Here is an 18,846-nt window from a genome sequence, read left to right as displayed (position 1 = left end):
CTTACCAATGCTTCGAATACGTTCGATATTTATCTTTTTTTACTATACAGCTTGTAAAAACAAAATGCATAATATTATGTACGTTGTTCATTAAATTGACACAAACATTCTTAAAAACGCTTACTATTTTCACAACATTCTTATTATAACACAGAGAAAAACTATGGTTTAGCTACTTTTGACTTTTCTCCTTCACGATTCGTTTGTGTATTATATGGTACAACGTAAAAGCTCGGTTTTGAAAATATGTTAACGAACTTTTCCTCATATTCTCCAGCACCATTTACAGTGCTAACATGCGTATGAATTCCGTTCTCCACTCTATAGATTCGGTACATAATTCTGTTATCTGGAAGTGGCGTCCAGCTTAATTTTGCTTTAAATAAACCGAAAGGGCTAAATGATAATTTCATTTTTACATCTTCAATTTTGCGCAGCCGAATCGGAGCGCCGATTGTTTCCACACCTTCAGGCTTCATAAACTTCTCTTTATGTTCTACATTAGCCTTCGTTAAAATTTTCTTAAACAATTTTGTCGCAGATGCACTTTCTCCTTGCAACTGATGCTCCTTATCCGTGCGGTCATAACCAATCCAAACAGCGCCTACTAAGTTTGGTGTATAGCCGACGAACCACATATCTCTTGCTCCCTTATCGTCATTTGGCAATGAAGTTGTACCTGTTTTCCCAGCTAACGCACCGTTATATACACCAACTCTCGCTGTTCCTTCCTTCACAACTCCTTCTAACATTTTCGTCATATACCATGCTGTCTGCTTCGAGAAGATTTTCGTCTCTACTTTTGGAGATTCCCCAATGACTGCACCGTGTCTGTTTAATACTTTATCAATAACGTGCGGCTCGATAATATTTCCATTTGCTAAAAATGAACGGTACATTTTTACAAGATCAAATGTTGAAACGCCATTTTTCAATCCGCCAAGCGCTGTACTTAAACCAGCATCTGCAATATGAACATTTCCTTTTTCTAAATATTGCTTTCCTTCTTCTACCCCTAACTCATTTAATAAAGAAACTGCCGGTACATTTGCCGACTCTAAAATCGCATCATACATCGTCATTTCTTTTGAATACTCATGATTATAATTTCGAGGTTCATACCCTTCAAAAGAATTTCTTTCATTCGTTAATAAAGAATACGGATTATACTTTTTCGTTTCTAGTGCTGGTGCATAAACGATAAGTGGTTTTAAAACAGATCCAGGCTGCCTTTTGGCAAAAACACGATTAAATCCTCTCGGGACGTACTTTCTTCCCCCAATCGCCGCTTTAATCCCTCCCGTACGATTATCCATTAATAAGAAAGCACCTTGCGCCCCCTCTTCTTTCCCAGGGAAATTCCTTGCATCTTGAAACTGGTTATATGCTACCTTTTGAATCTTTTCATCCATAGGTACGACAAACGTATATCCTCCGCGAAGTACTTCTTGATGAGACAATCCGTATAAACGAGCGGCTTCATCTATGACCATATCAATATACGGCATATATGCAAGCTCATTCTCATCTAAATTTTTATATAGAGCAATTGTCTTCCCTTGATAACGAACGCTTTCTTCTGCAGTCAAATAGCCTTGTTTATGCATAAGTGACAACACTAGATCACGGCGTTCCTTACTCTTCTCTGCAGAATAGTACGGTGAATATCCGTTTGGTGACTTCGGAAGGCCTGCAAGCATTGCCCCTTCCTCTACTGTTAAATCCTCAACATTTTTATTAAAATACAACTTTGCTGCCGCTTGAATGCCGTAAGCCCCATGACCAAAATAAATATGATTCATATACATTTCAAGAATTTGTTGCTTCGTATATTTTTGCTCTAATTGAAGAGAAATTGCGACTTCCTTCAATTTGCGCGTAAATGTTTTTTCACGAGTTAAAAAGACGTTTTTAGCGAGTTGCTGCGTAATGGTACTACCGCCCTCTACCTTTTCTCCAGCTAACGTATCTTTATAAAGAGCACGGAATATAGACGGATAATCAATCCCTTGATGCTCATAAAAACGAGAATCTTCCACCGCAACAAACGCCTGCTGCACATACTTCGGAATTTGCTCGATTGGTACGAGCTCTCTATTTTCTACGTATAATTTCGTAATTTCTTTCCCTTTCTGGTCAACGATACGTGATGAAGAGTGGAAAACGAGCTGCTTTTCATCCATCATATAGCCACCAGCTAACACGATAAGTTTATAGATTACAATCGCTACTACGAACGTTGCGACGCCGCCCAATAAAGTCCACTTTACTTTCTTCATACATCGTCCTTCTTTCCAAATGATGGTACATTTATTATTTGAAAAAGAAGTATCTTTATGTATATAATCTTCGAAGTTTTTTAAGAGAGTTGATATAATAGAAACAAACTATTAAGGGGGCATTAAAATGAAGGCTATTATTTCATACGAAACACCTCTAGAACAAGCACATTTCACTGCAAAAAATGATGAAAAAAATATGTTTTATAAAGAAAATACAGAAGAATCTGTAGAAGGTTCACTTCAGTATGACGTACTAGATGCTGTCGGTGAATTTAAAGGACAACCTGGCTATATCGTTTGTAACAACATTTCTGTCACAGACGAAGGTCGCCCTGTATTTGAAAACCGTTTTAAAAACCGCGCAGGCCTTATTGAAAACGAACCAGGATTCCAAGCGATCCGTGTTCTACGCCCATTAAGTAACGATACATACGTCATCTTAACGATGTGGGAAACAGAGCAAAACTTTAAAGACTGGACAGAATCACGTTCATTCGAAAACGCTCATAAAAAACGTCCCACGCAAGCAGAAGGACAAGCTCCAGCGCATCCACATGCGGAACAGCAAAAGAGTATTTTCTCTCGTCCATCTTTTGTGACTACTTTTGATGTGTTAGTTTAATTAAAACATAATACAACACTAACAGTACGTGAAATTATATTAACGATTTTCCGAATATATCTATCATATCTTTGAATATATCAACGATTTTCCGAATATATCTATCATATCTTGAAATATATCAACGATTCGACTAAAGATATCCATTTAATAACAAAAAGGAAACACCATTACACACCGGTGTTTCCTTTTTCTTTGTACCAATTATATATACGAAGTGAATCTTTTTTTCTCATATGCTTTACTTCATAACCCCGCCCAGCTACCGCTACAAGAGTTGTACATAATTCATCTTTTCTTTGAAAATACGATTGATTATAACCTACTGCTTGAACATGTCTTCTTCGCATTATTCCTGTATATTTCGAAAAATTACGATATACAACCGTTAGTTGATTTTCTCTTAATTCATAACCGCCACTTTTATATCTAGCATACGCAAGTAACGAAAACACGATAAATAACGGTAAATTAACAAACAACGCAATATATTGTTTAAAATATATACTCACGCTGGCAATTAGAACTGTGAGTATGATACTTATTAACCAGCCCATAATGAAATAACGACGCAACGCTGTTTTTGGTAAGTGAACGATCTCCGCTTCGATTTCATATGGTAACTCTAAATATGTGATCAGGTGCTGTACATCTTTTTTCTTCATAAATGGATGCAACATTACTTCGTTACTTGCTGCTCCAATACTTTGAATTGCTTCCACTTCAACAGCACAATAGCCAAACGGCTGGCGAAGCATACCTTCTTTTACAGTAATCGCTTGAATGCGGTGCAATTTTAAGACAAACTCTTTCTTTTCAAATAATCCTTGAACGATACGAATCTCTTCCCCTTTTCGCTCAATTTTAAAGTTTGCATATTTCAACACATATCCAGCCGTGGAAATAATCCACGAAATTGCCATTAAAATTAATGCAATTACAATTAGTTTATAAACACCGTTTCCCATCACATACGCTTCTACTTTACTTGTGAATCCTTCAGGAAGAACAAAATCAAACTTTGTGTAAAGAAGTACTAGCCCAGAGAACACTAGTCCGAACCGACCAGATGTAATCGCTGCGGCTAAAACCTCTTTCGCTGTTAACTGATAAACCGTCTTGCTTTCTTCCTCTTCTATTTCTTCTTTTACAGTAGTTTCTTTCTTATGTAATAAAGAAATTAAATGTTTTGCCTCGTCTTCTTTAATACCAGCCAACATCACTTCTCGTTCATTACCACCACCGGCTACTTCTATATTTAACTTCATAAGTCCGAGCATTTGATAAATGATGTTAGAAGACGTACTAATATTTTGTACACGCTCTTTATTTAAATAGCTTTCCTTCTTTACAAAAACACCGTGCTTTATATGTAAAATATTATTCTCAATCCAGTACACTTTAAAATACCATTTAATTGCTGAAAAAATAGCCATGATGAATAAAACAACCAGAAGAAAAAGATAAAATAAATACCAAGGTTCCACTTGTTCATCAGGTTTAAATAAAACAAGAATAATAAGTGGCAACAAACTCGCAATCCTAATACCTAACAATATCGTAATCGGATGTTGCCTCTTATACATCCTTATCACTCACTTTCGCAAGTTCTCCAATTTGTCTTTTCAGCTGTTCTGCTTCTTCTTTCGTTAAACCTGGAATACTATGAGAAGTTGCGGCTGTTGAAATATGTAATTCTGCTAAATTATACTTTCTCATGATCGGCCCTTGCTCAATTGTTACGTGCTGCACACGGATCATCGGAATAAGTACGCGTTTTACAACAAACATTCCCTTTTGAATCTCAATCTCTTCTTCATTTAATCTGTAACTATAATAGCGTTGACGTAAATTTGGAAACACAAAATAATCAAGGGGAATAAATGTAATAGCTCCTGTTACTAATAGTCCGAACAACCAGCCCCACCAGTTAAAGTTAATCATAAAAAAGAAATACGCAATTACGACTGTTAGTATAACTACCGCCCCAATTAAAGCGTGCATCCTCCACACTTTCAGCATATTAGAATGAATCTCCCTTTCTAACGGCTGCATCTCATCACTCCAATTCTATGAATTTATTACTTATATATTATCAAAAAATAAGGTTTTATATACATTTTTGTAAATTTATAGTCAAATCAAAATAGTTGAATCAAAAGCATATTAAAGAAACACATACCTCAGTTTTGAAAATTATGTATTATAAATATGAATTATATTGAACTAAAATAAACCTTACATGATTCATGCAAGGTTTATCGTTTTATACACAATATATTTCATTATTGTTGAGATATACTAGCATCGCTTTCAATTCGCTTTTCTTTTTGGCTTAGTTTTTTATCTTTAGATTTTTTTAATGTTAAAGTCATGCCAATAAAAATAAAAAGAATTCCTGTTATTTGCATTAAAGTTGGACGGAATCCAGTAAGTACAGTATCTAATAATATTGCCACTGCCGGATCTAAAAAAACTAATATTGAGATGGTTTTTGTAGATAAATAGCGTAAACTATCAAAAAACAGATAATATACTATCCCTGTGTGAATAAAACCAGTAGCTATAATATATGTCCAATTACTTTGAGTGAGGCCACTAAAAGCATCTAAATCTATAAATGGTATTAAAAGAAATATCCCCAAGAATGTTTGTAAAAATGTCATTGCATACGCACTCATTTTGTTAATCCCTTTACCAAATAAAGTTGTAAATGCATAAAAGAGAGCCGCAAGAAATCCCCATATCATACCTGAAGACATTAATGAGCCGACAGAGAAGCTTCCATCAATACCAGCAATTAATAAAGCTCCTGCAAAACACACAATTATTGAAATGATAGATATGAATGTTAATTTTTCTTTAAAGACGATACTTCCAATTAACAGTACAATTACTGGTGCAAGATGATAAACTGATATAGCAATTGTAACTGACATATTTTCAAAGGCTTTAAATAAGAAAACCCAATTAAATACTAAGAAAAAGCCACATATTAAAACTTGAATAACTTCTTTTCGTTCCCATTTATCTTGTTTATATTGCCCTGTAAGCAACCAGCATACACTTAAAAATATTGTCGCAAAAATACACCTTACAAACACTAATTCAAACGAAGGTAAGTTTGTTTGAACCGAAAAAAATCCAACTGATCCAAAGATAACCATTGATGCTATCATCTTTAAGGCCGGTACCGTTTTCTCTTGCTTAAAACTCTTTTGAAGCAAATTAATCCCCCTCCAATAAAAACTCGGTTTATAGTGAGAAAAACACCAGCCTAAAAAAAGGACAGGTGCTTTTCCTCAAAAACACTCAATTATAAATTTTTCCCAGCAGTCCAACCACCATCAATTACAAAATTAGAACCAGTAATAAAGCGGGCCTGATCAGAAATCAAGTACTCAATACATGAAACAATATCCTGCGGCAACCCCCAAGTATCTAAAGATTGATTACTTTTTATCATAGACATCAAGGCTTTATTACTAAAGTATTCTTCTGTAAGTTCAGTTCTAATAACACCGGGAGAAATACTATTTACCCTTATATTTTGCTTCCCAAATTCCATAGCCATCTGTTTAGTCAATCCGATTAAAGCATGCTTTGATGCAACATAAGCAGCTCGCTCTGGTTCAGCCATTAATCCAGAAACCGATGCTATATTCACAATACAACCTTTTATTTTCGATTCACACCATCGCTTAGCTACTTCCCTAGAAAGGATAAATGGGGCTACTAAATTTACATCAATTACTTTTTTAAACATATCATCGGATAAATGTAAAACAGGTGTTATCTCTCGAATACCAGCTGCATTTATTAATATATCAGGAGAAAGCTTTTCTAAATCTAATTGAGTAAAAAGATTATGAATCGCTTCGCTATTACTTAAATCAATTTGCACTACTTTCAAAGGCATATCTGTTTTCATATAATCTATTAAATTATTATTATTAATATCAAGCGCTATTACATAAAATGATTTTTCTAAAAAGTATTTTATACAAGCATGACCTATACCGCTATTGGCTCCAGAAATCATAATTATTTTATTCTCTCTCATTTTGTCTCCTTATAAGAAAATGTTACTAATAAAATATCACGAAAAGCCTCCGTACTACATTCTGTTCCAAGTGGCGTTACGGCATGGAAGACCTTTTGTCCAAATACTAAAGTTTCTAAAGGCTCCTTCAAACTTATAAACTGATTAATTTCCCGAGGAGAATTAGCTATTAAATTATCTCCACCAATAGCTGTATTACTTAAATTCATAAGGTGTAAAAATACTACTGGTTCATCATCTTTATGTAACCAAATAGGTGAACTAAAAGATGGTCTTTCTTTAGTAGCTTTATATCTTACTTGATGTAAACCTATAATTAAGTCTTTACTTGTATCTATTATATTTGTTTTAAATGCAAATTCAGTATCGAAACGCACGATATTTTGAATTAAAGGATTGCATAAAAAGCTATCATTTATGCTATTGAACTGTCTAACTTTCCCGCCATCGTCATAGTTATATTCTTTAGATTGGAAGTAATCATTACTATTATCTAAAATATAATCTGGTGAATCAACATACTTTATATACCTTGAATAAGATCTAGCACGGCATTCACCGTACGCATCATCTTCCAAATTATAATAATCTAACTGTGCTTGTGTTAATAAACGATGATTCTCTTCCTCTTGTAAAAAGATTTCATTTGAGATTTCAAGGAATCCTTTAGATTCAAATTCATGTACCTTTTCTTCTATGCTAAACCCATTCATTTTACTAAGAACAAACGTCATTATAAAAACCTCCACACTATTGTATTTTTCTATCTCACCCTATGTTAGAAATGCAATAAGTAACCGAGATTCTTGCTTAATAAAATTTAAAATTATGATATTCAATTAATACACCAAATGAAATATATGTAATTCATTAAAATTATTTATTAAGCAATATTATATATCCTTTTGGGTATTTTTTCTAATTATCTGAAGATTTATCAACATTAGTCTTAATATTCAAAATTAAAGAAATGGATTTTTCAGAAAGATAAAACTGCGCGTATTGCAATTATTTATGTATATAACTTTTTTAAAAATTATATTTTAAATATAGCTAGTTTTTTATAAATTTTTTGATATAATTACATACGGGAAAAGGGAAGAATTTTGTCTTCCCTTGTGTTTTTATTTGCATCTAGTACTTTTGCTAGATGCTTTTTTTTATGCTAAAAAAGGTATCCTCAAATACTTTGAGGATACCTTTTCACCTTTATTATCTCTGCTGTTTTCTACCTAATACGAGTAACCCAAAACTCATCATTACAAGAAGTGCTCCCATATATGGTTCCACAGGCATTTTCTGCCCTGTCTTCGGTAATTCTTTTTCAGGCTTTTCCGGATTTGGTGTTCCAGGTTTCTCTGGATCTGGTGTTCCAGGCTTTTCTGGATTTGGTGTTCCAGGCTTTTCTGGATCTGGTGTTTCTGGACCTGGTGGTGCTAAATGATTCAATTTGTTTAATACTTCTAATTGAACTGCATTTATCATTCCATTTGTAATTTCAAATGGAATTGGATTAGTTAATTTTTCATATCCCTTTGGTGCTTCTACTTCTACTAGTGTGTAGTTACCTACAGATAGATCTGTGATTTTTGCCTTTCCATCTTTATCTGTTGTTACTTTCACTACTACTTTTCCCTTTTCATCATGAACTTCAAACACAGCTCCTGATAAGACTTCCTTGCTTTCAGCGGCCATTTTTGTAATCTCCACTGAACCTTTGTCTAACTGTTCGTTCTCTACTTTCAATGATAAGACTTTTGTCATACCTTTTTTAATTTCGAATGATACTGGTTCCGTTAACTTTTTGTAACCTGGTAAGCTCTTCGTCTCTACTAATTTGTATTTTCCTACTGATAGATCTGAAACGTTTGCTTTTCCTTCTTTATCCGTCGTTACTTTCGCAACTACTTTGCCTTTTGAGTCACGTACTTCAAATACAACATTTTCTAATGGTGCTTTACTGTCTTTATCTATTTTTGTGATTTCTACATTCCCCGTATCTACCATTTCATTTTCTACAGTGAACGCTAAAGATTTTGTCATACCTTTTGTAATTTCAAATGGTACAGGCTTTTCTAATTTTTTGTAGCCTGGTAAACTCTCTACTTCTACTAGCTTGTACTTTCCTACTGATAAATCTGAAACTGTTGCTTTTCCAGCTTTATCTGTCGTTAATTTCGTTACTACCTTGCCTTTGTCGTCTTGTACTTCAAAGACTACACCTGCTAACGGTGCCTTATTATCTTTATCTATTTTTGTAATTTCTACATTTCCCGTATCTACCATTTCATTTTCTATTTTTAATGATAGAACTTCTGTCATACCTTTTTTAATTTCAAACGATACTGGTTCTGTTAATTGTTTGTAACCTGGTAAGCTTTCTTTCTCTACTAATTTGTACTTTCCTACAGATAAGTCTGAGATTTTTGCTTTACCATTTTTATCTGTTTTTACTTCTGTTACTACTTTTCCTTTGTCGTCTTGTACTTCGAAGACTATGCCTTCTAATGCTTTTTGACTATCTTTATCTACTTTTGTGATTTCTACTGAACCTTTGTCTAACTGTTCATTCTCTACTTTTAATGATAAGACTTCTATCATACCTTTTTTAATTTCGAATGATACTGGCTCTGTTAGCTTTTTGTAGCCTGGTAAGCTTTCTACTTCTACTAGTTTGTAATTCCCTACAGATAGATCTGAAATTTTCGCTTTTCCTTCTTTATCTGTTTTTACTTTCGTTACTACTTTTCCTTTTTCATCTTGCACTTCGAATGTTACGCCTTTTAATAACGCGCCACTTTCTTTGTCCACTTTTGTAATTTCTACTGAACCTTTATCTACTAGCTCATTCTCTACTTTTAGTGATAAAACTTCTGTCATACCTTTTTTGATTTCGAATGATACTGGTTTCACTAGTTTTTTATATCCTGGTAAGCTTTCTACCTCTACTAGCTTATATTTTCCTACTGGTAAATCTGAAATTGTTGCTTTTCCTTCTTTATCTGTCGTTACTTTTGTTACTACTTTGCCTTTTTCATCTTGCACTTCGAATGTTACGCCCGCTAATACTGCGCCACTTTCTTTGTCCACTTTTGTAATTTTTACTGAACCTTTATCTAACTGTTCGTTCTCTACTTTCAATGATAAGACTTTTGTCATACCTTTTTTAATTTCGAATGATACTGGTTCCGTTAACTTTTTGTAACCTGGTAAGCTTTCTTTCTCTACTAATTTGTACTTTCCTACAGATAAGTCTGAGATTTTTGCTTTACCATTTTTATCTGTTTGTACTTCTGTTACTACTTTGCCTTTGTCGTCTTGTACTTCGAAGACTACGCCTTCTAATACTTTTTGGCTATCTTTATCTACTTTTGTGATTTCTACTGAACCTTTGTCTAACTGTTCATTCTCTACTTTTAATGATAAGACTTCTGTCATACCTTTTTTAATTTCGAATGATACTGGCTCTGTTAGCTTTTTGTAGCCTGGTAAGCTTTCTACTTCTACTAGTTTGTAATTCCCTACAGATAGATCTGAAATTTTCGCTTTTCCTTCTTTATCTGTTGTTACTTTTGTTACTACTTTTCCTGCTGCATCTTGGATTTCAAAGACTACGCCTTCTAATGCTTTTTGACTATCTTTATCTACTTTTGTAATTTCTACTGAACCTTTATCTACTAGTTCATTCTCTACTTTTAGTGATAAAACTTCTGTCATACCTTTTTTGATTTCGAATGATACTGGTTTCGCTAGTTTTTTATATCCTGGTAAGCTTTCTACCTCTACTAGCTTATATTTTCCTACTGGTAAATCTGAAATTGTTGCTTTTCCTTCTTTATCTGTCGTTACTTTTGTTACTACTTTGCCTTTTTCATCTTGCACTTCGAATGTTACGCCCGCTAATACTGCGCCACTTTCTTTGTCTACTTTTGTAATTTCTACTGAACCTTTATCTAACAGTTCGTTCTCTACTTTCAATGATAAAACTTTCGTCATACCTTTTTTGATCTCGAATGATACTGGTTCTGTTAATTGTTTGTAGCCTGGTAAGCTTTCTTTCTCTACTAATTTGTACTTTCCTACAGATAAGTCTGAGATTTTTGCTTTACCATTTTTATCTGTTTGTACTTCTGTTACTACTTTGCCTTGCTCATCTTGTACTTCGAAGACTACGCCTTCTAATACTTTTTGACTATCTTTATCTACTTTTGTTACTTCCACATTTCCCTTGTCTAACATTTCGTTTTCTACTGTTAAAGCAAGGGATTTTGTCATGCCTTTTTCAATTTGGAAAGTAATCGGATCTACTAATTGTTTATACCCTTTTGGTGCCTTTACTTCTACTAACTTGTATGTGCCGACTGATAAATTAGTAACTTGTGCTTGTCCTTTTTTATCTGTCGTTATTTTAGCGACTACTTGTCCTGCTTCATCTTGAATTTCAAAGACTGCATCAGCTAAAGCATCTTTATTTTCTTTATCTACTTTTGTAATTTCTACATTTCCTGTATCCACTAATTCATTTTCTACAGTCAATTGTAATGCTGTTACTCTACCCTTTTCAATTTCGAATGAAATTGGCTTTTCTAGTGGTTTGTATCCTGCCGGTGTTTCTACTTCTACCAACTCATACTTTCCAATAGATAAATCTGAAACGTTTGCTTTTCCTTCTTTATCCGTTTTTACTTTCGCAACTACTTTTCCTTTTGAATCACGTACTTCAAATACAACATTTTCTAATGGAGCTTTACTATCTTTATCTATTTTTGTTATCTCTACATTCCCTGTATCCACCATTTCATTTTCTACTTTTAATGATAGAACCTCAGTCATGCCTTTTTTAATTTCAAATGATACTGGTTTTTCTAACTTTTTATAACCAGGTAAACTTTCTACCTCTACTAATTCATACTTTCCTACAGGTAAATCTGAAACATTTGCTTTTCCTTCTTTATCTGTCGTTACTTTCGTAACTTCCTTACCCTTTTCATCTTGTACGATGAATGTTACTCCCGCTAACGGTGCTTTATTATCTTTATCTATCTTTGTTATCTCTATATTTCCCGTATCTACCATTTCATTTTCTATTTTTAATGATAAGATCTCGGTCATACCTTTTGTAATTTCAAACGATACTGGCTCTGTTAATTTCTTATAGCCTGGTAAACTTTCTTTCTCTACTAATTTGTACTTTCCTACTGATAGATCTGAGATTTTTGCTTTACCATCTTTATCTGTTTTTACTTCCTTTACTACTGTTCCAGCTTCATCTTGCACTTCAAAGACTACGCCTTTTAATGCTTTTTTGCTGTCTTTATCTATTTTTGTAATTTCTACTGAACCTTTATCTAACTGTTCATTTTCTACTTTCAACGATAGGACTGTTGTCATACCTTTTGTAATTTCGAATGATACTGAATCTGTTAGCTTTTTGTAGCCTGGTAAACTTTTCGTCTCTACTAATTTGTACTTCCCTACTGATAAATCAGAGATTTTTGCTTTACCATCTTTATCTGTTTTTACTTCTGTTACTACTTTGCCTTGCTCATCTTGCACTTCGAAGACTACGCCTTCTAGTACTTTTTGGCTATCTTTATCTATTTTTGTAATTTCTACTGAGCCTTTGTCTAACTGCTCATTTTCTACTTTTATTGCTAAAGCTTTTGTCATACCTTTTTTTATTTCAAATGGTACTGGTTCTGTTAGCTTTTTATAACCTGGTAAGCTTTTTGTCTCTACTAATTTGTACTTTCCTACTGATAGATCTGAAACGTTTGCTTTTCCATCTTTATCTGTTACTACTTTTCTTACTACTTCATCTTTCTCATCTTGGACTTCAAATTCGACACCCGCTAATACTGCTCCGTTTTCTTTGTCCACTTTTGTAATTTCTATATTACCTTTGTCTACCATTGCATTTTCCACTTGTATTGGGAATATGCCGTCCCCTGTTACATTTACTTCGAACTCTGCTTCTTTTAATTGGTAGCCTTCAGGCGCTTTCGTTTCTTTTAAAATATATTTCCCTGGTGCTAACGGTTTAGAGATTGCCTTACCATCTTTATCTGTAACAATATGTTCGACTACTACACCGTCTTTTACTATATCAAACTCTGCATTTGCTAATGGTTTTTCACCATTTTCCGAATCAATTTTCTTTACTTCAATTTGACCCTTTTGCATAGTATTTTTAATTTCAATTGTTTTTGTTTCTCCAGCTTGAAGTGTAACCTCTACTGGTTCTTTTAATTTTTGATATCCTTCTGGTGCTACTGTTTCATAAACTTTATACGTTCCAGGAGCTAAAGTTTGAGGTACTGAAAAACCTTTTTCGTCCGTTTTCAGTTTTGCAACAACTTCATTTGCACTATTTCGGACTTCAAATTCGGCACCTTTTAACCCTTTGTTCGGATTCTCAGAATCTATTTTATGAAGCGATACTGTACCATCTTTTGGAGCTTCAGGCGGCGTAATAGTTACTTCTTTTGATGTTAATGTTTTATCATCAAAATGTAATTCCGCTTTATTAGGAATCTTCTTATCTACGTAAGAAGATAAGTCTGCATTATTTTTAATTTTAGCCTTGATACTAAGATTGATTCTCTGGTCTTCATATGACTTATAGTCAAAATTCTCACCAAACGTAAATGTTACTTCACTTCTTTGCTTATCTATCTTTAACGTCCCTTTAGAAGTAATATCTTGGCCATTTTGATCATATACTTTTGCCTCTAATACTTCTAAAACATCTTCTAAATCATCACGAATTACCATTGATGTGTATTTAGGAGGATCGTTCGGTATATGTGTACCAACTTGGTATTGAATCACTTGATCCATTTGTGTTAGCTGCTCATTCTCTACAAGCTTGCCATTCTCATCAACTATATTTTTTTCAATACTAGGTGGATTATCGTCACCTGAACCGGTTCCCCCTCCACCACTTACAAATACTTGTCCTACTTTTTCTTCAGTTTTAATATTTTTACCTTCTAATTTCACAGTATTTTTATGAGGCTTTGCAGAAGGATTAGTAATCTTTGTTTTATATCTTAAAATATAACCTTTTGAACTGTCTGGAAACTCAATTGTAAATCCAGCCTTTGTTGCATTAATTTTAATGTTAGATAAATCTGCTGGCTTAATATTTGTTGGTGCATAACCATCTTCAAATACAGCCTCTTCTAATACTACGCTGTCTGTAATTAACTCATGCCCAGGTCCTAATGTATCTGTTAATTTAAGATCTTGCATTTCTGTTCCAGTTGCATTTACATATACAAGCCAATCAGCAATCGAAGGATCTTCTTGATTATAAGAACCCCATTTCAATAGATTATCTGTATTGGGCTGTGGCTTCGGTCTCTCTGTCGTATTACTTACATTTACTTCTTTATTGACGATTTGACCATCAACGTTAAATTCTAATGGAATTTCTTTAACACCATCATATGCTTCTAGACCAAAGTAGAATTCTACGAATAAAGAACCTTTAATGTTATTCTTTCCTTCTACGTAATCCCCCATAGTACACGTTAATAGACCCTTTTTCATCTCACATGTACCAACTGTTTTTCCTTCAGCATCTTTTAAAGGAAAACTCATATTCATAAGGTCTTTTCGAAACTCTTTTGGCATATCAATTGTGAATTGATCTCCACTTTTTATTTTTTCTTTAGCTGACCACTTCACTTCTACTTTCATACCATCTGAGGCTTGATACGGTTCAGATGTCGTGCCATCAGTACGGGAAATATTAATTTCGTCCACTGGACTTTTCATCACAGCAGCTTGAATAACTGGAGCCCACACATTCAGCACTGAAAATAATACTAGAAAAACTAATGAAACCATTGAAATATGTCTTTTAGTACTTTTCATTTGCATAGTTCCCTCCTATTTTTTATATTTATATAACAAAAAAAGACCGTCCGGTTGCATCAAAAATGTGCAACCAGACGATCTTAGTAACCAATATGTATTACCGTAGACTCTAAGCTTTGCGGCCTATCCTTTCGAATAGTGTGCTAAAAATATCTTTTATTCTTTTTTTGTTTCATTTTCCTCTTAAACCAAATATTACTATACCGTCTGGACGGTTATAATTCAATACTCTATAAAATTGTTCTATTTTTCTAATAAAAAAAACAATTCACCACTACATTAAAGAAGCAATGGTGAATTATTTTCGCATTATATAGTTCGCATATTCTATTTATATGAATTACTAATAAGAGCTTGAATCACTTTTTCTCTTAACTCGGGGCTTAGTCTTCCAACCCCTAAATATTCCGAATACCATAATCCATCTGCTGCTAATCTAATAATTGTTGCACAAACTGAATCTATCTCATCATTTTCTATATTCTTTTGCAGTTGCTGAAATGATTGTTGTAATGGCTCAAGTAATTCAGGTTTTAACATGAATGCTGCCATCATACTACTAGATAACTCTTCTGTTCTTCTCTCATTATTTAATCTTTCCTCTACAAAAGAGCGAACCCATCTCCCTTTCCTCTCTGAGTCTTCCGCTACTTTATTGTAAATGGCCCCTTCATAATCCTCTACCCCTCTGACTATCATACCTTCTATTAAAGCTTCTTTATTTGAAAAGTGATACAATAATCCACCTTTACTTACACCCGCCTCTTTTGCCACTGCTTCTAAGGTTAATTTAGCAACCCCTTTACATTGCACAATTTGAGAAGCGGCCGCCAAAATCTTTTGCCGCGTTATGCTTATACTCATTCCTTTTTAAAACCCCATTTCTACTAAATTTATATAAATACGAATCTTATTTTTAATATTGTTGATTACTACTAAGTATTTTCTTTATACAACAAAAGCTTCATTACCTTTGAATTTTTAGTTACTTATTCTATTAAAAATTTCCATATCATTCAATATGATAACATTAAACACACAAAGCTGACTATACATCTATACTTTTGTATTTATTGAAAATATATCCATTAATAAAATTTACCAATTTAGTCCTTCTTATTACTTTATAAGACGGCAGTAATTCTTTCAGCACTAAATAAAAAATGTTATTACTCCCATTGAATTGAGTAATAACATTTTACTTAACAAATTCGCTGCCAACTAGCATCCTTCACATCTTCACTAGTCGGTTTTCTAACTAATCCAACAAAACATTCCTCGCAAGCACCAAATGCAATAAAATTTTTCTGTGCTTGTCTTAACGAGACTTCATTTGCACCGCCTTCAAAGTCAGGATCGTTAAACTGTACCTCATCATCTTCCCAGTAACATATATTACAAATTTCATATGTACCTGGTGGTTCTTCTTCTATTGTTCTATACCCGCAGCACGGACATGTATATTTCATTCTGTTACTCCATTATTCATTTCTTTTTTCTCCCATATATTCCGGCCCATAAAGAATGTAACAGCGCAAATCATAGTTATTACCATGAAAGTAGTATTAGAATCCTCATATGTAGTTGGAATTCCAACCGTTACAGAAACAATACTAAAAGCTAAAAGTAAATATAATAATAAAGATAGAATATAGCTTAGTCTAAATCGTAAAATGATACCTCTAAACAATAGCTCACCAAGTAGACAGCCACCTAAAATAATAGGTACTCCGAAATACAATGTAAGGACTCCCATTTGCGCAGTAGATTGAATTATCTTTCCAATTATGTTCGGCGAAACCAGCTCACTATTGTTTCCCATCCTATCATATAAATCAAGTGCTGTTGCTGAAATAAAGAAACTTAATATAGAAAATGAATACGGTATTAAAAATTTGCTCACTCTCATTCACCTCGCTTGTTTCTTTACATATATTATTCATTATTTTCGCATAAAAAAATAGCCCGTCTTCCGCGAAAGGCGAGCCGTTCCACTTAATTCTCACTTAACTTCTTCTTATACCAATCCTGCATTCTCTCCGCATCTTCTACTCTCGTATGCTCTATTTTATAATTAGATGATGCACTAGAAAACTTATACGTACATAAATCCGCTCGGCGCTGGAAATATGATTGTGTCTTCTCCATTGATTGGACATGTCTTCTTCTAATAAGTCCTGTATATTTTCCGACGCTACGATAGACAAGTGTAATTTGTTCTCCGTTAACACTGTAACCATTTGTTTTAAATGTTGCGTATCCAAGTGTAAAGATGAGGATCGCGAGCGGAATTAATGCCCACATGATGAAGTGCTTTTCAGAGTATATACTTATTCCAGTAAGCGGGATTGCGAGCATAGCGAAAAAGATAAAACTATCAATGAGATAACGGCGCAATGCTGCTTTTGGTAATGCAATAATGTTTGCATTCAGTTCGTATGGTAATTGTAAATGGGCGAGTAACTGTTGTACTCGATCTTTTCGAATGATTGGGTGCAGTGTAACCTTTTCTTTTTCGTCACTCATTCCTTTACTTTGAATGACTTCTACTTGCACAGCACAATAACCGAATGGTTGGCGTAAAATACTTTCTTTTATCGTAATACCTTGAATACGATGCAATTTTAGTACAAGCTCTTTTTTCTCAAGTAATCCTTGCGAAATGCGAACTTCGTCATTTCTTCGATTCACTGTGAAATCGCCATGTTTTAACGCGTAACCGATTGTAGATATAATCCAAGAAAGAACGAGTAACATGGCTACCATGAAAATCCAGCCATATATATCATGTTCCATTACATACGACTTTACGCCATTCTCTATCCATTTCGGAATGTACTCATCTACTTGGTGATAAACGAAAAAGATTAAAGAGAATAATAGTCCAAATTGACCAGATGTAACAGATGCTAATAAAATCTCTTTCCAAGTTAATTTATATTCTGTCGCTTGTTTTTCTTCTGTAACAATTTCTTTTTCTACTACATTTTCTGCTGCTTCGTCTAATGTTCCTTCTGCTTTCACTTCTGGAGTTGGCTCATTTAGCAAAGTAATAAGCTCCGCCGCTTCTTCTGCCGTAATACCAGCTAAGCTAACTTCTGCTTCATCGCCCCCACCAGCTGTTTCAATCTGAATTTTTTTCAAACCGAGCATTTGATATAGTACGTTAGAACTTGTATTAATCGTTTGAACACGTTCTTTATTTAAGTAGCTCTCCTTTTTCACGAAGAGACCTTTTTTCACATGTAATACGTTATTTTCAACCCAATATGTTGTGTAATACCATTTTTCAAATGCTGAAAAAACGGTGAGTAAACCAAATGCTGCGGGAATTAAATACCAAAACGGGAATTTTCCGTTTAAGCTAAACATGAAAATAATGAGTGGTATAAAATCTGTTATTTTTAATTCTAATAACATCGTGATTGGATGCTGCCTCTTATACATCCTCATCACTCACTTTCGCTAATTCTGCGATTTTCGTTTTCAACATTTCTGCTTCATACATCGTTAAGCCTGGGATGCTATGAGAAGTTGCTGCTGTTGAAATGTGTAATTCTGCTAATCCGTATTTTCTCATAATTGGCCCTTGTTCAATCGTTACGTGCTGTACACGAATCATCGGCACTAATACGCGCTTAACAACGAAAAGGCCATGCTGAATTTCAAGTTCTTCTTCATTTAGTTGGTAGCTGTAATAACGTTGACGTAGTTTCGGAAACGTAAAGTAATCAAACGGTGTATATACGATTGTTAATCCGATGAGCACATAGAAAATCCAAGCCCACCAATTAAACTTAATCATAAAGAAAAGATATGCAAAAATGACTATAATACTGATTCCTAGCTCAATTAAAGAACGCGCTTTCCACACCTTGACCATGTCAGGGTGAATTTCATTTTTCAATGGATCCATGTAACCACTCCAAATCTAGTAATCTAATATATGAATACTCTCAATCTATATTTTACGTAACTTTACAGAAAATTGGAAT

General features: G+C 33.9%; 13 protein-coding genes and 1 riboswitch. Of the genes, 1 reads left to right on the top strand and 12 read right to left on the bottom strand.

Annotation, left to right across the window (positions count from 1 at the left end; genetic code table 11):
- Positions 1-161 precede the first annotated feature (161 nt).
- The gene (locus C3Y97_RS05490) at positions 162-2,279 is read right to left on the bottom strand and encodes a transglycosylase domain-containing protein (RefSeq protein ID WP_000756286.1); all 2,118 of its coding nucleotides are present in this window, start codon (positions 2,277-2,279) and stop codon (positions 162-164) included.
- 127 nt (positions 2,280-2,406) lie between these two features.
- Here C3Y97_RS05490 and hmoB point away from each other — a divergent pair, with 127 nt between their 5' ends.
- Positions 2,407-2,904 carry a heme-degrading monooxygenase HmoB gene (gene hmoB, locus C3Y97_RS05485; RefSeq protein WP_000644062.1) on the top strand — a complete coding sequence of 166 codons (498 nt, stop codon included), beginning with the start codon at positions 2,407-2,409 and terminating at the stop codon, positions 2,902-2,904.
- Positions 2,905-3,074: 170 nt separating this feature from the next.
- Here hmoB and C3Y97_RS05480 read toward each other — a convergent pair whose 3' ends face one another.
- The 11 genes from C3Y97_RS05480 to C3Y97_RS05430 form a co-directional block, all read right to left on the bottom strand.
- Positions 3,075-4,490, bottom strand: a complete 1,416-nt coding sequence (locus C3Y97_RS05480) for a PH domain-containing protein (protein ID WP_136363159.1) — start codon at positions 4,488-4,490, stop codon at positions 3,075-3,077.
- Positions 4,483-4,959, bottom strand: a complete 477-nt coding sequence (locus C3Y97_RS05475; protein ID WP_001182728.1) for a PH domain-containing protein — start codon at positions 4,957-4,959, stop codon at positions 4,483-4,485. Before C3Y97_RS05475 ends, C3Y97_RS05480 begins: the two co-directional genes overlap by 8 nt.
- Positions 4,960-5,189: 230 nt before the next feature.
- Positions 5,190-6,131 carry a DMT family transporter gene (locus C3Y97_RS05470; protein ID WP_000939625.1) on the bottom strand — a complete coding sequence of 314 codons (942 nt, stop codon included), beginning with the start codon at positions 6,129-6,131 and terminating at the stop codon, positions 5,190-5,192.
- Positions 6,132-6,220: 89 nt separating this feature from the next.
- Complete coding sequence (locus C3Y97_RS05465; protein ID WP_001208949.1) at positions 6,221-6,967, bottom strand: SDR family NAD(P)-dependent oxidoreductase; 747 nt, start codon at positions 6,965-6,967, stop codon at positions 6,221-6,223.
- Positions 6,964-7,701, bottom strand: coding sequence for a 2OG-Fe dioxygenase family protein (locus C3Y97_RS05460; RefSeq protein ID WP_000144813.1), 738 nt, complete (start codon positions 7,699-7,701; stop codon positions 6,964-6,966). The genes C3Y97_RS05465 and C3Y97_RS05460 overlap by 4 nt, the downstream gene beginning before the upstream one ends.
- Before the next feature lie 478 nt (positions 7,702-8,179).
- Entirely contained in the window at positions 8,180-14,854 is a 6,675-nt protein-coding gene (locus tag C3Y97_RS05455) for a SpaA isopeptide-forming pilin-related protein (RefSeq protein WP_136363157.1), read from the bottom strand.
- 59 nt (positions 14,855-14,913) lie between these two features.
- Positions 14,914-15,006, bottom strand: a riboswitch (cyclic di-GMP riboswitch).
- Positions 15,007-15,178: 172 nt separating this feature from the next.
- A complete protein-coding gene (locus C3Y97_RS05450) occupies positions 15,179-15,715 on the bottom strand; it encodes a TetR/AcrR family transcriptional regulator (protein ID WP_000028022.1) in 537 nt (178 codons plus the stop codon).
- Positions 15,716-16,053: 338 nt separating this feature from the next.
- Positions 16,054-16,320, bottom strand: coding sequence for a CPCC family cysteine-rich protein (locus tag C3Y97_RS05445; protein WP_000877836.1), 267 nt, complete (start codon positions 16,318-16,320; stop codon positions 16,054-16,056).
- Positions 16,317-16,760 (bottom strand): hypothetical protein, encoded by a 444-nt coding sequence (locus tag C3Y97_RS05440; protein ID WP_002025431.1) that lies wholly within the window; start codon positions 16,758-16,760, stop codon positions 16,317-16,319. Before C3Y97_RS05440 ends, C3Y97_RS05445 begins: the two co-directional genes overlap by 4 nt.
- 86 nt (positions 16,761-16,846) lie before the next feature.
- Positions 16,847-18,298 (bottom strand): PH domain-containing protein, encoded by a 1,452-nt coding sequence (locus C3Y97_RS05435; protein WP_078421114.1) that lies wholly within the window; start codon positions 18,296-18,298, stop codon positions 16,847-16,849.
- Positions 18,291-18,767, bottom strand: a complete 477-nt coding sequence (locus C3Y97_RS05430; RefSeq protein WP_000371345.1) for a PH domain-containing protein — start codon at positions 18,765-18,767, stop codon at positions 18,291-18,293. Before C3Y97_RS05430 ends, C3Y97_RS05435 begins: the two co-directional genes overlap by 8 nt.
- Between the last annotated feature and the right edge of the window lie 79 nt (positions 18,768-18,846).

The sequence above is a fragment of the Bacillus sp. DU-106 genome, from assembly GCF_004799705.1.
GTDB classification, from domain to species: Bacteria; Bacillota; Bacilli; order Bacillales; family Bacillaceae_G; genus Bacillus_A; species Bacillus_A cereus.
This window is presented reverse-complemented; position numbering and strand designations above follow the sequence as displayed.

Coding starts and splice junctions, on each gene's coding strand:
- C3Y97_RS05465 (WP_001208949.1), bottom strand. CDS start 6,967: ATGAGAGAGAATAAAATAATTATGATTTCTGGAGCCAATAGCGGTATA.
- C3Y97_RS05450 (WP_000028022.1), bottom strand. CDS start 15,715: ATGAGTATAAGCATAACGCGGCAAAAGATTTTGGCGGCCGCTTCTCAA.
- C3Y97_RS05480 (WP_136363159.1), bottom strand. CDS start 4,490: ATGTATAAGAGGCAACATCCGATTACGATATTGTTAGGTATTAGGATT.
- C3Y97_RS05445 (WP_000877836.1), bottom strand. CDS start 16,320: ATGAAATATACATGTCCGTGCTGCGGGTATAGAACAATAGAAGAAGAA.
- C3Y97_RS05430 (WP_000371345.1), bottom strand. CDS start 18,767: ATGGATCCATTGAAAAATGAAATTCACCCTGACATGGTCAAGGTGTGG.
- C3Y97_RS05460 (WP_000144813.1), bottom strand. CDS start 7,701: ATGACGTTTGTTCTTAGTAAAATGAATGGGTTTAGCATAGAAGAAAAG.
- hmoB (WP_000644062.1), top strand. CDS start 2,407: ATGAAGGCTATTATTTCATACGAAACACCTCTAGAACAAGCACATTTC.
- C3Y97_RS05475 (WP_001182728.1), bottom strand. CDS start 4,959: ATGCAGCCGTTAGAAAGGGAGATTCATTCTAATATGCTGAAAGTGTGG.
- C3Y97_RS05435 (WP_078421114.1), bottom strand. CDS start 18,298: ATGTATAAGAGGCAGCATCCAATCACGATGTTATTAGAATTAAAAATA.
- C3Y97_RS05440 (WP_002025431.1), bottom strand. CDS start 16,760: ATGAGAGTGAGCAAATTTTTAATACCGTATTCATTTTCTATATTAAGT.
- C3Y97_RS05455 (WP_136363157.1), bottom strand. CDS start 14,854: ATGCAAATGAAAAGTACTAAAAGACATATTTCAATGGTTTCATTAGTT.
- C3Y97_RS05490 (WP_000756286.1), bottom strand. CDS start 2,279: ATGAAGAAAGTAAAGTGGACTTTATTGGGCGGCGTCGCAACGTTCGTA.